This is a genomic window from Curtobacterium sp. Csp2, from assembly GCF_013347165.1.
The window spans coordinates 3114055-3128832 of sequence record NZ_CP054593.1 but is presented as its reverse complement, the minus strand read 5'-3'; the positions used below and the strand labels follow the sequence as shown (position 1 = coordinate 3128832).

Here is a 14778-nt window from a genome sequence, read left to right as displayed (position 1 = left end):
GCCCAGGACGCGGGACCCGCTAGAGCCGGTCGCGCAGGAACGCCACCTGGCGCTCCCAGTGCCGGAAGCCGCCGCCCTCGTGCCCGTTGTACGGGTAGACGGCGATCTCGCGGTCGGCCGAGCCCAGGGCGTTGTACGCCGCGAAGGTCGTCCGCGGCGGCACGACGTCGTCCATCAGCGCCACGGAGAACAGCGCCGGCGCGGCGATGCGCTCGGCGAAGTGCACGCCGTCGAAGTAGGCCACCGTGTCCCACACCCGGTCGACGTCGTCGCGGTGGACCGACAGGTGCGTGGCGAGCTCGAGGTACGGGCCGCCGACGGCGACGGCCGTTCCGTGCTCCCAGTCGCACAGGAACGCGACGTCGGGCAGCACGGCGACGAGCGGGCCGACGTGTGCCTCGACCAGGGCCGCCGCGGCGAGGGTGATCCCGCCGCCCTGGCTGCCGCCGGTGAGCGCGATCCGGTCGACGTCGACGCCGGGGAGCGTGCGGACCGCCTCGACCAGCCGCACCGCGTCGGTGAACACGCGGCGGTAGTAGTGGTTCGCCGGGGCGTCGACGCCGCTCGCCATCCACCCGCCGACGTGCGGCACGGAGCCGTGCGGGTCGGGCGTGTCCCCGCCGGAGCCCCAGCCGCTGCCCTGCCCGCGGGTGTCCATCACGACGTGCACGAAGCCCGCGAGCGCCCACGACACCCGTTCCCCGGGGAGCCCGCGGCCGCCGCCGTACCCGAGGAACTCGACCACGACGGGCAGGTCCTGGTCGGCCGTGCCCGCGGGGCGGGAGACCCAGGCGCGGACGGGGTCGCCGCCGAAGCCCGGGAACGTCAGGTCCTGCACGTCGAGGGCGGTGACCGGGGTCTCGGCGGGGGTGGTGACGGGCGCGGTGCCGGCACCGGCTGCCCGGGCCTCGGCGATCGTGTCCGCCCAGAAGGCGTCGAGGTCGGCCGGACGCCGCACCTCGGGGCGGTACGCCCGGAGCTGGTCGAGGGGCAGGTCGGTGAGCGGCATGAGGTCCTCCGGGGTCGTTCTGCGCGTGGGATGGCGTTCCGCGCATCGTGGGTCGTTCCGCGCGTCGGAGGACGAACCTTCCGACCTCCGACGCGCAGAACGTCTTCCTACACCGTGCGCGATGGGATCGATCGCTCGCGAGCGGTGTCAGCGCGCGGCGTGTGCCCGGTACTGCTCGAGCACCTCGGGGCGCGGGTCCGCGGGGACGACCGTGGCGGAGACCTCCCACGACGGCAGGCTCCCCGTCAGCACCCACGCGGCCTGTCGAGCGGCACCGGACGCCACGTACTCGCCCGGCTCCGGGATCGACACGTCGCGGCCGAACACCTGCGCGGCGACGGCCCGGACTGCCTCGTTCCGCGCGGCCCCGCCGATGAGCAGCAGTCGGGACACCGTGACGCCGGTGCCCTCGACCGCGGCGAGCCCGTCGGCGAGGGCGCACAGCATGCCCTCGACGGCGGCGCGGGCGAGGTGTGCCCGGTCCGTGGTCGCCGGGGTCATCCCGAGCAGCGAGGCGGTCGCGTCCGGTCGGTTCGGGGTGCGCTCGCCGACGAAGTACGGCACGAGCACGAGCCCGTCCGCGCCGGCCGGCGCCTGCAGCGCCAGCTCGCCGAGGCCGTCGTGGTCGACGGCGAGGAGCCCGCCGATCACCTCGAGCACGCGGGCCGCGTTGAGCGTCGTCACGATCGGGAGGCGCGACCCGGTCCCGTCGGCGAAGCCCGCCACGGTCCCGCTCGGGTCCGTCACCTCGGTGTCGGTGACCCCGAAGACCGTCCCGCTCGTGCCGAGGGACACCGCGACGTCGCCGGGACCGAGGCCGAGGCCGAGCGCGGCCCCGGCGTTGTCGCCGAGTCCCGGGCCGACCACGAGTCCGGCGCGGGCGGTCGCGCCGCCCGGCAGCGCGACGTCGGACCCCAGCGTGCCCATCGCCTCGTCCGGTGCGACCACCCGCGGCACCACGACCGCGTCGTCGTCACCGGCTGCGGCTGCGGTTGCGCCACCCGCGACCCGGAGGCCACGACCGAGGGCGGCCGCGAACAGCTCCGCGTCGTACTCGCGGCGCACCGGGTCCCAGTACGCCGTGCCGCTGGCGTCGGAGCCGTCGGTCGCGAGCGCGTCGAGGTCCGGACCGAGCGGACTCTCGTCCGCCGGGCCGTACCCGCGCAGCCGCCACGACAGCCAGTCGTGGGGGAGCGCGACCGCGGCGACCCGCGCCGCGTTCTCGGGCTCCGCGTCCCGCAGCCAGCGCAGCTTGGTCCCGGTGAACGAGGCCACCGGGACCAGACCCGTCCGGGCGACCCATGCCTCCCGTCCGAGCTCCTCGACCATCTGCGCGGCCGCGTCGGCACTGCGGACGTCGTTCCAGAGGAGCGCGTCGCGGACCACGCGACCGTCCGCGTCCAGCGCGACCATGCCGTGCTGCTGCCCGGCGACCGCGACCGCGGCGACGTCGTCGAACCCACCGGCGTCCACGATCGCGGTGCCGAGCGCGTCCCACCAGTGGCGGGGGTCGACGGAGGTGCCGTCCGGGTGGGACGCACGCCCCTCCCGGACGACCGCACCGGTCGACGCGTCACGGATGGTGACCTTGCAGGACTGGGTCGACGAGTCGACCCCGGCGACCAGGGTCACCCCTTCGGCGGCAGGCCGCCTCAGCGCGCGGAATGCAGCCGCTGGCGCGTCTGCCTTCAATTCCGCGCGCCCATGAGGTGCTCGATCGCGAGCTGCTGCAGGCGCACGAAGCCGAAGCCCTTGCCGCCGAAGTACGCGTCGGCGTCGAAGTCCTCGAACGCCGAGCGGTCGGCGAGGAAGTCGTCGTACGACTCGCCGCTGTTCAGCGTCGGGGTGCTCAGCTCGTCGACCTTCGCGGCGGACAGGGCCTCCTGCACCTCGGGGTCGGCGCGGAACGCCTGCGCGCGCTCCTTGAGGAGCAGGTACATGCGCATGTTCGCCTTCGCGGAGTCCCAGACACCCGTGATGTCCTCGGTGCGCGACGGCTTGTAGTCGAAGTGCCGCGGGCCGTCGTACGCCTGACCGCCCTGCGGGGCGCCGTGCTCGAGCAGGTCGACGAGCGAGAACGCGTTCTGCAGGTCGCCGTGGCCGAACACCAGGTCCTGGTCGTACTTGATGCCGCGCTGGCCGTTCAGGTCGATGTGGAAGAGCTTGCCCTGGTACAGCGCCTGGGCGATGCCGGCCGTGAAGTTCAGGCCCGCCATCTGCTCGTGGCCGACCTCGGGGTTGATGCCGAACAGCTCCGGGCGCTCGAGCGTCTCGGTGAAGGCGATCGCGTGGCCCAGGGTCGGCAGGAGGATGTCGCCGCGGGGCTCGTTCGGCTTCGGCTCGATGGCGAAGCGGATGTCGTAGCCCTTGTCCGTGACGTACTGGGCGAGCAGGTTGACGGCCTCGCGGTAGCGCTCGAGCGCGGCCTGCACGTCCTTGGCGGAGTCGTACTCCGAGCCCTCGCGGCCGCCCCACATGACGAAGGTCTTCGCACCGAGCTCGGCGGCCAGGTCGATGTTGCGGAGCACCTTGCGGAGCGCGAACCGGCGGACCTGGCGGTCGTTCGAGGTGAAGCCGCCGTCCTTGAACACCGGGGCCGAGAACAGGTTCGTCGTGACCATCGGCACGATGATCCCGGTCGACTCGAGGGCGCCCTTGAGGCGGTCGATCTGGCCCTGGCGCTCGGCGTCGGTCGAACCGAACGCGAACAGGTCGTCGTCGTGGAAGGTCAGGCCGTAGGCGCCGATCTCGTCGAGCTTCTCGACCGCCTCGACCACGTCCAGCGCGGGACGGGTGGGGCCGCCGAACGGGTCGGAGCCGTTGTAGCCGATGGTCCAGAGACCGAAGGAGAACTTGTCGTCACGGGTGGGCGTCGTTGCCATGGTGGGTCACCGTTCGTCGTCGAAACAAAATGTTGCCGCGCCCAACATAAGCGGTAGGGTGGATCCTGGCAACACCGGATCGCAAAGGAGCGAGTGGATGGCACAGGACGGACACGGACCGGGTCGACTGCGGGTCGCGATGGTCGGGCACGGCTTCATGGGGGCGGCGCACTCCCAGGCGTGGCGGACCGCCCCGCGGTTCTTCGACCTCGGCGTGGAGCCCGAGATGGCGGTCGTCGTCGGGCGGGACGCCGAGCGCACCGAGGCCGCGCGCCGGCAGTACGGCTGGCAGGCCGCGTCGACCGACTGGCGCCGGGTGGTCGCCGACCCGGACATCGACGTCGTCGACGTGGTGTCGCCCGGCTCCTCGCACGTCGAGGTCGCGATTGCCGCGCTCGAGGCCGGCAAGCACGTGCTGTGCGAGAAGCCCCTCGCCAACACCGTGGCCGAGGCCGAGGCGATGACGGCCGCCGCCGAGTCCGCCGCTGCGCGCGGCGTCCGCGCCATGGTCGGGTTCAGCTACCGCCGCGTGCCCGCCATCGCGCTCGCGCGCCAGCTGGTGCAGGACGGGAGGATCGGGGCCGTCCGCCAGGTCCGCGCGCTCTACCTGCAGGACTGGTTGGCCGACGCCGAGGGCCCGATGACGTGGCGCCTCGACAAGGCGCTCGCCGGTTCCGGCTCGCTCGGCGACATCGGCGCGCACGCGATCGACCTCGTCGAGCACGTCACCAGCGCACAGCTGTCCACCGTGTCCGGCACGCTCGAGACCTTCGTGCACGAACGCCCGCTGATGGCCGAGGGCGTCGGCCTGTCGGGCACCGCGTCGAGCGAACGCGGACAGGTCACCGTCGACGACGCCGCGTTCTTCCTCGGGCGGCTCAGCGGTGGCGCTGCCGACGGCGCGATCGGCACCTTCGAGGCCACGCGCTACGCGACCGGTCGGAAGAACGGCCTGACGCTCGAGGTCAGCGGGTCCGAGGGCGCGATCCAGTTCGACCTCGAGTCGATGAACGAGCTGCGGCTGTACGAGTCGTCGGCGCCCGCGGGGGAGCAGGGCTTCCGCCGCATCCTCGTCACCGAGCCGGAGCACCCGTGGATGGCCGCGTGGTGGCCGACCGGGCACCTGATCGGCTACGAGCACACCTTCAGCCACCAGGTCACGGACTTCGTGCGGGCGATCGTCGCCGGCACCGACCCGCAGCCGTCGTTCGCGGACGGCCTGCACGTGCAGCGGGTCCTCGACGCGGTCGAGCGCAGCGCGGCCGACGGCAGCGCCTGGACGGCGATCCGATGACCGGCGGGAAGAAGGCCCTGGTCGTCCGGGGTGGGTGGGACGGGCACATGCCGGTCGAGACCACCGACCTGTTCGTCCCGTTCCTGCGGGACAACGGGTTCGACGTGCAGGTGTCGGACTCGACCGCGGTGTACGCCGACGAGTCCGTGATGGCCGACGTCGACCTGATCGTGCAGGTCGTCACCATGTCGACCATCGCGGACGACGAGTTCGCCGGACTGCAGAAGGCCGTGCTCGGCGGCGCCGGACTCGCGGGATGGCACGGCGGGATCGCGGACGCGTTCCGGAACACCGCCGACTACCTGCACATGATCGGCGGGCAGTTCGCGCACCACGCGGGCAAGCACCCGTCCGAGCGCACCGGCGAGCAGTCCGACAACTACATCCCGTACACGGTGCACATCACCGAGGCCGGGCACGAGCACCCGATCACGCAGGGCATCGAGGACTTCGACCTGGTGACCGAGCAGTACTGGGTGCTCTCCGACGAGTACAACGACGTGCTGGCGACCACGACGCAGGAGGCCCGGGACTTCGACGCCTGGAACCGCCCGGTCACGGCGCCGGCGATCTGGACCCGGCAGTGGGGGCAGGGGCGCGTGTTCGTCTCGGCGCCCGGGCACCGGCTCGAGGTCGTCGAGTCGCAGCCGCTCCGCACGATCATCGAGAGGGGACTCCTGTGGGCAGCGCGATGAAGGTCGGTGTCGTCGGGGTCGGCGTCATCAGCCAGCAGTACTTCGAGCACTTCCCGGCGCTGCCCGGACTCGAGCTCACCGCCGTCGCGGACATCGACGTCGCCCGGGCGCAGTCCGTGGGCGCGGCCCAGGGCGTCCGCGGGACGAGCGTCGACGAGCTCATCGCCGCGGACGACGTCGACGTCGTGCTCAACCTGACGATCCCGGCCGCGCACGCCGAGATCGCGACCCGGGCGCTCGAGGCCGGCAAGCACGTGTACGGCGAGAAGCCGCTCGCGATGTCGACGGCCGAGGCGCAGCCCGTGCTCGACCTCGCCCGGCGCTCGGGGCTGCGGGTCGGCAGCGCGCCGGACACCGTGCTCGGCACCGGGATCCAGACGGCCCGGCAGGCGCTCGACAGCGGTGCGATCGGCACGCCCGTCGGTGCCGCCGTGTCCTGGTCGGCGCCCGGGCACGAGCTGTGGCACCCGGCGCCCGCGTTCTACTACCAGCCGGGTGGTGGGCCGCTGCTCGACATGGGGCCGTACTACCTGACGAGCCTCGTGTCGTTCTTCGGACCGGTCGTCCGGGTGAGCGGCGCCTCGACCCGCTCCGACCGCGAGCGCAGGATCGCGACCGGACCCGCCGCGGGCACCCCGCTTCGGGTCGACATCGACACGCACGTGGTCGCCGTCCTCGAGCACGCGAACGGCGTCGTCTCCACGGTCACGGTGTCCTTCGAGGTCTGGGCCACCCGGGCGCCACTGTTCGAGGTGTACGGCACCGCGGGCACGCTCGGGGTCCCCGACCCGAACCGGTTCTCCGATCCGGTGTCGATCGCCGATGCCCAGGGGGGAACAGCACGGCCCCGCGAGTGGCGGGACCTGCCGACGAGCGCCGGGTACGCCGACGCCGGACGCGGGTACGGCCTCGCCGACATGGCACACGCGATCGCCACCGACCGGCCGCACCGGGCGTCCGGCGACCTCGCGTTCCACGTGCTCGAGGTGATGGAGGCGGTCTCGACCGCCGCCCGCGAGCACGCCGTGGTCGACGTGCGGTCGCGCGTCGACCGACCGGAGACCGTTCCCGCCGGAGCCGAGCCGAGCACCTGGTGAACGAGCAGCAGGAGGAAGGAAGCAGCATGACGGAGACGACCCGTGCCTCCCGGCCGAGCGTGGCGACGCGACCGGTCACCCTGTTCACCGGCCAGTGGGCGGACCTGCCGTTCGAGGAGGTCGCCCGACTGGCGGGGGAGTGGGGCTACGACGGCCTGGAGATCGCCTGCTGGGGCGACCACCTGGACGTCCGTCGCGCCGCGACGGACCCCGACTACGTGGCGGACCGGAAGGCGATCCTGGAGCGCAACGGCCTGCAGGTCTGGACGATCGCGAACCACCTGACCGGGCAGGCCGTGTGCGACGACCCGATCGACCAGCGGCACGAGGACATCCTCGCGCCGCACGTGTGGGGCGACGGCGACCCCGAGGGCGTCCGTCAGCGGGCAGCCGAGGAGCTGCAGTGGACCGCCCGCGCGGCCGCGGCGCTCGGCGTCACGACCGTCACCGGGTTCTCCGGGTCGTCGATCTGGAAGACCGTCGCCGGGTTCCCGCCGGTGCCGCCCTCGATGATCGACGCCGGCTACCAGGACTTCCACGACCGGTGGTCGCCGATCCTCGACGTGTTCGAGGAGGTCGGCGTCCGCTTCGCGCTCGAGGTGCACCCGTCCGAGATCGCCTACGACTACTGGACGGCGAAGCGGGCGCTGGAGGTGTTCCAGGACCGGCCGGCGTTCGGCTTCAACTTCGACCCGTCGCACTTCGTCTGGCAGGACCTGGACCCCGCCGCGTTCCTGCTCGACTTCGCGGACCGGGTGTACCACGTGCACTGCAAGGAGTCGGTGAAGCAGCTCGACGGCCGCAACGGACGCCTGTCGTCGCACCTGCCGTGGGGCGACCCGCGGCGCGGGTGGGACTTCGTCACCGCCGGGCACGGGGACGTGCCGTGGGAGCGGGTGTTCCGCGTGCTGAACCACATCGGGTACGACGGGCCGACGAGCGTCGAGTGGGAGGACGCGGGCATGGACCGGCTCGTCGGCGGCCCGGAGGCGCTGGCGTTCGTGCGGCAGCTCGGGACCATCGCGCCGCCGGACGCCGCGTTCGACGCCGCGTTCTCGCGCTCGCGCTAGCCGCCGGCCGCGCCGGCGGCCCCGCGCCGCCGGCGCCGGCGCCGCGCCGAGTCTCGGCCTGGGCGACGAGTTCCGCGGAGCGCCGCGCGAGACTTGTCGCTCGTGCCGAGACTCGGCACCGCCCGACCCCGCACCACCACCCCACGAGGAGGACCCATGGCCCGACCGGCCACGACCACGCCCGGCAACGCCGCGCGCGTCCTCCGCATCGTGCACGAGGGCGGGCCGCTCCCGCGCGCCGAGCTCACCCGTCGTACGGGCCTGAACCGCTCGACGGTCCTGGCGATCGTCGGCGAGCTCGTCGAACAGGGGCTCGTGCACGAGGAGTCCCCCGCCCCCGGCGGCCCCGGTGCCGATCGCCCCACAGCCGGCGTCGGACGTCCCAGCGCGATCGTCCGCGCGTCGCCGGACGTCGTGGCCGCCGCCGTCACGGTCGAGATCGACGCCGTCGGGGTGGCCCTCGTCGCGCTCGACGGCACCGTGCGCGACCGGCTCGTCGAACCCCAGCCCAGCGTCCCGAGCGCGGCCGTGGCGATCGACGCCGTCGCCCGCGTGCTCGGCACCCTCACCACCCGGGCGGCACCGGGCCTACGGCTCGTCGGGGTCGGCGTCGCGGTCCCCGGCATCGTCCGCGTCGAGGACGGGGTCGTCCGGGACGCCCCGCACCTCGGATGGCGGGACGAGCCGTTCGCGGGACCGCTCGCCGATCGCCTCGGCCTGCCCGTCCGCGCCGCGAACGACGCGAACGTCGGCGCCTGGGCCGAACGGCTGTACGGCAGCGCCCGCGGCGTCGACGACCTGGTCTACCTCAACGGCGGCGCGAGCGGCATCGGCGGCGGCATCGTCAGCGCCGGCCGACCGTTCAGCGGTGCCGACGGGTACGCGGGCGAGCTCGGGCACACCTTCGTCGCCGCGAACGGCATCCGCTGCCACTGCGGGGCCGTCGGGTGCCTGGAGACCGAGGCCTCGCGCGAGTCCCTGACCGCGGTCACCGGGACACCCCCGGACGACCTCGACGCCCTCGCCGCGGCGCTCGCCGAGGGCCGGGACGAGGTCGAGCGGGTCGTCGACCGGCAGGTCACGGCGCTCGCCACCGCGATCCGGAACGCCGTCCACACGGTCGACCCCGAGGTCGTCGTCCTCGGCGGGTTCCTCGGCGAGCTGCTCGGGCACGTCGGGGACCGCGTCGAGGACGAGGTCCGGGCGCAGACGATGGCCGCCATGACCGACCGGCTCCGGGTCGTGCCGGCGGCGCTCGGCCGGGACGTCCTGGTGCGCGGGGCCGCCGAGCTCGGGTTCACCGACCTGCTCCGCGACGGCCAGGCGACGGCGACCCCGATCCAGGCGGCGCAGGCCCCGGCCCGAGCGACGCGGGTCCCGGCCCAGACGGCCCCGCCCGCCGCCGACACACCGACCACCCCGTCCGACCGCGACGACGCGGTCGAGGAAGCGAGATCCGCATGACCGACATCGCCACCACCCAGCGCGCGAGCGTCCTGCTCGGCACCCAGGACCTCACCGTCGAGGACCGCCCCGTCCCCGAGGTCGCCGCGGGGGACGTCCTCGTCCGCGTCGCCGCCGTCGGCGTGTGCGGCTCCGACGTGCACTACTACCGCCACGGCCGCATCGGGGACTTCGTCGTCGAGGCGCCCCTCGTCCTCGGTCACGAGCTCTCCGGCACGATCACCGCCGTCGGCGAGGGCGTCGACCCCGCCCGCGTCGGGGAACGCGTCGCCGTCGAACCGCAGCGCCCCTGCCACCGCTGCGCGCAGTGCCTGGCCGGTCGCTACAACCTCTGCCCGCACATGCGCTTCTACGCGACGCCGCCGGTCGACGGCGCGTTCGCCGAGTACGTCACGATCGAGGCCGAGTTCGCCCACACCCTGCCCGACACCGTCTCGTTCGAGGCCGGCGCCCTCCTCGAACCCCTGTCCGTCGGCATCGCCGCCGCACGCAAGGCCGGGATCGTCCCCGGGTCGAGCGTCCTCATCGCCGGCGCCGGCCCGATCGGCGTCATCTGCGCACAGGTCGCCCGCGCGTTCGGCGCCACCCGCGTCGTCGTCAGCGACCTCGTCCCCGAGCGCCGCGAGCGGGCGCTGTCCTTCGGCGCGACGGAGGTGGTCGACCCCGTCACGGTGGACGTCACGTCGGACATCGTCCCCGTCGACGCCTTCATCGACGCCAGCGGCGCACCCCGCGCGGTCTCGGACGGCATCAAGGCGGTCGGACCGGCCGGCGCCGCCGTCCTGGTCGGGCTCGGCAACTCCGAGATGGTGCTGCCCGTCGAGCACATCCAGAACCTCGAGGTGACGGTCACCGGCATCTTCCGCTACACGAACACCTGGCCGGTCGCGATCGGGCTGGTCGCCTCCGGACAGGTCGACCTGGACGCACTCGTCACGGGACGCTTCGGGCTCGACGACGTCCGCGAGGCCCTCGAGAGCGACACCGACCCGGCCTCCCTCAAGTCGGTCGTCTACCCGAACGGGGTCCCGTCCGCCTCGTGACCCGCCTCCGTCGCGGCGCGACCAGGACAGGGACTGGAGGCACGTGGCGGGCCCGCCACGTGCCTCCAGTCCGTCCTGCGGTCGTGTCCGGCGACCGCACCTGCCGGCGCACCCGGACCGGGGGCACCGGCGCGACACCGCGACGCGCTACGGTTCGGCCATGACGGCGACACCGGCGGCCGCAGTGCCGCAGCGCACCGACCGACGGGCCCTCGTGTCCTGGGCCCTCTGGGACTGGGGGTCCGCGGCGTTCAACGCCGTCGTCACCACCTTCGTGTTCAGCACCTACCTGGCGAGCCGCGCGTTCGTCGACCCGCGGCTCGTCGCGGCCGAGGGCGCCTCGGCTGCCGCCACCCGCGCGGTCGATCGGGAGCTCGCGCAGAACGCGGCGACCGTCTCGACCGCCCTGACCGTCGCCGGGATCGTCGTGGCGCTCGTCGCCCCCGCGGTCGGCCGGCTCGCGGACTCCTCCGGGCACCGGCGCCGGTCGGTGCTCGTCGCGACCATCGGCATCGCGCTGTCGATCGGGGCGATGGTGTTCGTCGCACCGAGCCAGCCGTACCTCGTGCTCGGCGCGGCCCTGCTCGGGATCGGGACGGTCGCGTACGAGATCGCGACCGTCGGGTACAACGCGATGCTCGGCCAGGTCGCCTCCGGGCCGAAGACCGGCCGGGTCTCGGCGATCGGCTGGGCGGCCGGGTACTTCGGCGGCATCGTGCTGCTGGTCGTGCTGCTCGTCCTGTGCATCCAGGACTTCGGGACGCCCGGCGTGGCCGGGGTCCTGCAGCTGCCGGCGACCGTGGCGACCGGGCAGTGGGACGTCCGCGTCGCGATCGGCATCGCCGCCGTGTGGCTCGCCGTGAGCTCGGTGCCGCTGTTCCTGACCGTCCCCGAGGCCGCGCCGGACCGGACGCAGACCGGCGGCCTGCTCGGGGCCTACCGGGACCTCGGACGCCACGTCGCCCGGCTGTGGCGCGAGCGGCGGAACGTCCTGGCGTTCCTGGTCGCGAGCGCGGTGTTCCGCGACGGGGTCGGGGCGGTGTTCACGTTCGGCGGGATCATCGCCGCGCAGGTGTTCGGCTTCAGTGCGTCCGAGGTGATCCTGTTCGCCATCGTCGCGAACGTCGTCGCCGGGGTCGCGACGTTCCTGTCCGGGCGGCTCGACGACCGGTTCGGCTCCCGGGCGCTCATCACGGTGTCGCTGATCGGACTCGTCGTGTGCGGCACGGCGGTGCTCGCGGTCGGGACGGCCCAGATCGGGTTCTGGGTGCTCGGGCTCGCGCTGTGCGTGTTCGTCGGGCCGGTGCAGTCGTCGTCGCGGGCGTACCTGGCGCGGCTCGCGACGCCGGGCCGCGAGGGGGAGCTGTTCGGCCTGTACGCCACGACCGGGCGGGCGGCGTCGTTCCTGGCGCCGGCGCTGTTCGGGGTCGCCGTGACCGTGACCGGCTCGACGCGGTTCGGCATCCTCGGCATCGTGGTGGTGCTCGTCGCGGGCCTCGTGCTCATGGCGTTCGTCAAGCGGGAGGACGGGGCGGCGGCCGTCCCGCGCGTCGGAGGCTGATCCGCGCGTCGGGTGCCGTTCCGCGCGTCGGAGGCGTTTCCGCTCGTCGGGTGCTGATCCGCGCGTGGTGTGTCGTTCCTTCCGGCACCCCTTGCGCGGTCTTGCCTCCCATTTCACCTGCGATGGGCCGGATCGTCCACGGTGACGGCCCCGTGGCACCCGCTCGGCTCCCGTGCGCCAGGATGGAGGGCATGACCGACCAGCGGATCGCCGTCGTCGTCCTCGCCGCCGGGCAGGGCACGCGCATGAAGTCCTCCACCCCCAAGGTGCTGCACCGCCTCGCCGGCCTGCCCCTCGTCGCCCACGTGCTCCGCACCGCGGCGTCGCTCGAGCCCGAGCACGTCGCCGTGGTGGTCCGGCACGAGCGGGAGCGCGTCGCCGCCGAGGTCGCCGAGCGCGCACCCGGCGCGATCGTCGTCGACCAGGACGACGTCCCCGGCACCGGGCGCGCCGTCGAGGTCGCGGTCCAGGCACTCCCCGCCGACTTCGAGGGCGCCGTGGTCGTGCTCTCCGGCGACGTCCCGCTGCTCGACGCCGCGTCGCTCCGCATGCTCGTGGACGCCCACGCCGGGAACGCCGCGACCCTGGTCAGTGCGATCGCCCCCGACCCGACCGGCCTCGGCCGCGTGGTCCGCGACGCCTCCGGGGCCTTCGTCGCCGTCGTCGAGCACAAGGACGCGACCGACGAGCAGCGCACCATCACCGAGGCGAACGCCGGGATCTACGCGTTCGACGTCGCGCACCTCCGTGCCGTGCTCCCCGGTCTCACGACGGCCAACGCCCAGGGCGAGAAGTACGTCACCGACGTGCCGGCCCTCATCGCCGCGCGCGGCGGAGCGATCGACGTCGTGACCCTCACCGACCCGTGGCTCGTCGCGGGGATCAACGACCGTGCACAGCTCGCCGACGCCGCGCGGGAGCTGAACGCCCGGATCGTCCGTCGGCACCAGCTCGCCGGCGTCACCGTCCAGGACCCCGCGACGACGTGGATCGACCTGGACGTCACCATCGAGGCCGACGCCGAGGTGCTCCCGGGCACCCAGCTGATCGGCGCCACCGCGATCGCGGCCGGGGCCGTCGTCGGACCGGACACGACCCTGCGCGACACCGAGGTCGGCGCCGGCGCGACCGTGAACCGGGTCGACGCGACGCTCGCCGTGATCGGGGACGGTGCCTCGGTCGGCCCGTTCGCGTACCTGCGGCCGGGCACGATCCTGGGCGACCAGGGCAAGATCGGCACGTTCGTCGAGACCAAGAACGCCGTGATCGGGCGGGGCAGCAAGGTGCCGCACCTGTCCTACATCGGCGACACCGAGGTCGGCGAGGACTCCAACATCGGGGCCAACACCATCACCGCGAACTACGACGGCGTGCACAAGCACCGCACCCAGGTGGGGTCGAACGTGCGGACGGGCTCGCACAACGTGTTCGTCGCCCCGGTTAGGATTGGCGACGGGGCGTACACCGGCGCGGGTACGACCGTCCGCAAGGACGTACCGGCCGGGTCGCTCGCGATCAGCTACGCCCCGCAGCGCAACACCGACGGATGGGTCGAGGAACACCGACCCGGTACGCCGGCGGCCGAGGCGGCTCGGCGCGCGCACGGCGAACAGAACACGGCGACCTGACCCGGCCGTCGGCAGCGACCCCGAGCGGGTCAGGGAGTGAGCACCGCACTTGTCCGGAATCAAGACAACCGGCCAGAAACGACTCGTCCTCGTCTCGGGACGAGCGCACCCGGAGCTCTCGGCGCAGATCGCCGACGAACTCGGGGTCGAGCTGGTCCCGACCGACGCCCGCACCTTCGCGAACGGTGAGCTCTACGCCCGCTTCGACGAGTCGGTCCGCGGCTGCGACGCGTTCGTCATCCAGTCGCACACCGCACCGATCAACGAGTGGCTCATGGAGCAGCTCATCATGGTCGACGCGCTCAAGCGTGCCTCGGCGAAGCGCATCACTGTCGTGGCGCCGTTCTACCCCTACGCCCGACAGGACAAGAAGGGTCGCGGTCGCGAGCCGATCTCGGCCCGACTGGTCGCCGACCTGTTCAAGGCCGCCGGAGCGCACCGCATCATGAGCGTCGACCTGCACGCCGCCCAGATCCAGGGCTTCTTCGACGGCCCCGTCGACCACCTGTTCGCCATGCCCGTGCTGCTCGAGCGCTTCCAGCAGATCCTCGACCCGGAGACGCTCACCGTCGTCTCGCCGGACATGGGCCGCGTGCGCGTCGCCGACATCTGGTCCGAGAAGCTCGGCGCCCCGCTCGCCATCATCCACAAGCGGCGTGACCCGCTCGTCCCGAACCAGGTCTCCGTGCACGAGATCGTCGGTGACGTCTCCGGCCGCGTCTGCCTGCTCGNCGACGACCGCGGTGCGTGCCCGGGGCACGAAGACCCCCGCGGCGACGCGGACCCGGTGCCCGTCGAAGGCCGCCCAGCCGAGGACGACCTCGAGCGGCTCACCGGCGAGGCGCCGCTGCACCAGGGCACGCAGACGGACCGGATCGCCGTCGCCTGCCTCGAGCAGCAGGTCGGCCTCGTCCTCGGCGAACACGCTGCCCGCCGCCCGGAGCCGGGCGGCGAGCGCGTCCCGCGCTGTGGTCAAGCCGCGCCGTCGAACATCGACGTGACGGAACCGTCGTCGAAGACCTCGTGGATCGCGCG

General features: G+C 73.5%; 11 protein-coding genes and 1 pseudogene. 9 read left to right on the top strand and 3 right to left on the bottom strand.

Annotated features, from left to right (window positions below; translation table 11 throughout):
- Window positions 1-19: 19 nt before the first annotated feature.
- The 3 genes from HUN59_RS15160 to xylA all read right to left on the bottom strand — a co-directional run bounded on the left by HUN59_RS15160 (window position 20) and on the right by xylA (window position 3891).
- Entirely contained in the window at window positions 20-1009 is a 990-nt protein-coding gene (locus HUN59_RS15160; RefSeq protein ID WP_174778837.1) for an acetylxylan esterase, read from the bottom strand.
- Between the two features lie 147 nt (window positions 1010-1156).
- Window positions 1157-2641 (bottom strand): xylulokinase, encoded by a 1485-nt coding sequence (locus HUN59_RS15155; RefSeq protein ID WP_174778836.1) that lies wholly within the window; start codon window positions 2639-2641, stop codon window positions 1157-1159.
- 56 nt (window positions 2642-2697) lie between these two features.
- Entirely contained in the window at window positions 2698-3891 is a 1194-nt protein-coding gene (gene xylA, locus HUN59_RS15150; protein ID WP_174778835.1) for a xylose isomerase, read from the bottom strand.
- Between the two features lie 97 nt (window positions 3892-3988).
- Here xylA and HUN59_RS15145 point away from each other — a divergent pair, with 97 nt between their 5' ends.
- The 9 genes and pseudogenes from HUN59_RS15145 to prs form a co-directional block, all read left to right on the top strand.
- Window positions 3989-5185 carry a Gfo/Idh/MocA family protein gene (locus HUN59_RS15145; protein WP_254629903.1) on the top strand — a complete coding sequence of 399 codons (1197 nt, stop codon included), beginning with the start codon at window positions 3989-3991 and terminating at the stop codon, window positions 5183-5185.
- A complete protein-coding gene (locus HUN59_RS15140; protein ID WP_141860448.1) occupies window positions 5182-5880 on the top strand; it encodes a ThuA domain-containing protein in 699 nt (232 codons plus the stop codon). The genes HUN59_RS15145 and HUN59_RS15140 overlap by 4 nt, the downstream gene beginning before the upstream one ends.
- The gene (locus HUN59_RS15135; protein ID WP_174779518.1) at window positions 5877-6977 is read left to right on the top strand and encodes a Gfo/Idh/MocA family protein; all 1101 of its coding nucleotides are present in this window, start codon (window positions 5877-5879) and stop codon (window positions 6975-6977) included. Before HUN59_RS15140 ends, HUN59_RS15135 begins: the two co-directional genes overlap by 4 nt.
- 26 nt (window positions 6978-7003) lie before the next feature.
- The gene (locus tag HUN59_RS15130) at window positions 7004-8047 is read left to right on the top strand and encodes a sugar phosphate isomerase/epimerase family protein (protein WP_174778834.1); all 1044 of its coding nucleotides are present in this window, start codon (window positions 7004-7006) and stop codon (window positions 8045-8047) included.
- Between the two features lie 156 nt (window positions 8048-8203).
- Window positions 8204-9511: an ROK family transcriptional regulator gene (locus tag HUN59_RS15125; protein WP_174778833.1), complete on the top strand. Its 1308-nt coding sequence runs from the start codon at window positions 8204-8206 to the stop codon at window positions 9509-9511.
- Entirely contained in the window at window positions 9508-10554 is a 1047-nt protein-coding gene (locus HUN59_RS15120; RefSeq protein WP_174778832.1) for an NAD(P)-dependent alcohol dehydrogenase, read from the top strand. The genes HUN59_RS15125 and HUN59_RS15120 overlap by 4 nt, the downstream gene beginning before the upstream one ends.
- A 160-nt stretch (window positions 10555-10714) precedes the next feature.
- Window positions 10715-12115: an MFS transporter gene (locus HUN59_RS15115; protein ID WP_174778831.1), complete on the top strand. Its 1401-nt coding sequence runs from the start codon at window positions 10715-10717 to the stop codon at window positions 12113-12115.
- A gap of 191 nt (window positions 12116-12306) precedes the next feature.
- Complete coding sequence (gene glmU / locus HUN59_RS15110; protein WP_174778830.1) at window positions 12307-13743, top strand: bifunctional UDP-N-acetylglucosamine diphosphorylase/glucosamine-1-phosphate N-acetyltransferase GlmU; 1437 nt, start codon at window positions 12307-12309, stop codon at window positions 13741-13743.
- Window positions 13744-13792: 49 nt separating this feature from the next.
- Window positions 13793-14482, top strand: a pseudogene (gene prs / locus HUN59_RS15105) (ribose-phosphate diphosphokinase); the annotation flags it as partial.
- Between the last annotated feature and the right edge of the window lie 296 nt (window positions 14483-14778).

Coding starts and splice junctions, on each gene's coding strand:
- HUN59_RS15160 (WP_174778837.1), bottom strand. CDS start 1,009: ATGCCGCTCACCGACCTGCCCCTCGACCAGCTCCGGGCGTACCGCCCC.
- xylA (WP_174778835.1), bottom strand. CDS start 3,891: ATGGCAACGACGCCCACCCGTGACGACAAGTTCTCCTTCGGTCTCTGG.
- HUN59_RS15145 (WP_254629903.1), top strand. CDS start 3,989: ATGGCACAGGACGGACACGGACCGGGTCGACTGCGGGTCGCGATGGTC.
- HUN59_RS15140 (WP_141860448.1), top strand. CDS start 5,182: ATGACCGGCGGGAAGAAGGCCCTGGTCGTCCGGGGTGGGTGGGACGGG.
- HUN59_RS15135 (WP_174779518.1), top strand. CDS start 5,877: ATGAAGGTCGGTGTCGTCGGGGTCGGCGTCATCAGCCAGCAGTACTTC.
- HUN59_RS15130 (WP_174778834.1), top strand. CDS start 7,004: ATGACGGAGACGACCCGTGCCTCCCGGCCGAGCGTGGCGACGCGACCG.
- HUN59_RS15125 (WP_174778833.1), top strand. CDS start 8,204: ATGGCCCGACCGGCCACGACCACGCCCGGCAACGCCGCGCGCGTCCTC.
- HUN59_RS15120 (WP_174778832.1), top strand. CDS start 9,508: ATGACCGACATCGCCACCACCCAGCGCGCGAGCGTCCTGCTCGGCACC.
- HUN59_RS15115 (WP_174778831.1), top strand. CDS start 10,715: ATGACGGCGACACCGGCGGCCGCAGTGCCGCAGCGCACCGACCGACGG.
- glmU (WP_174778830.1), top strand. CDS start 12,307: ATGACCGACCAGCGGATCGCCGTCGTCGTCCTCGCCGCCGGGCAGGGC.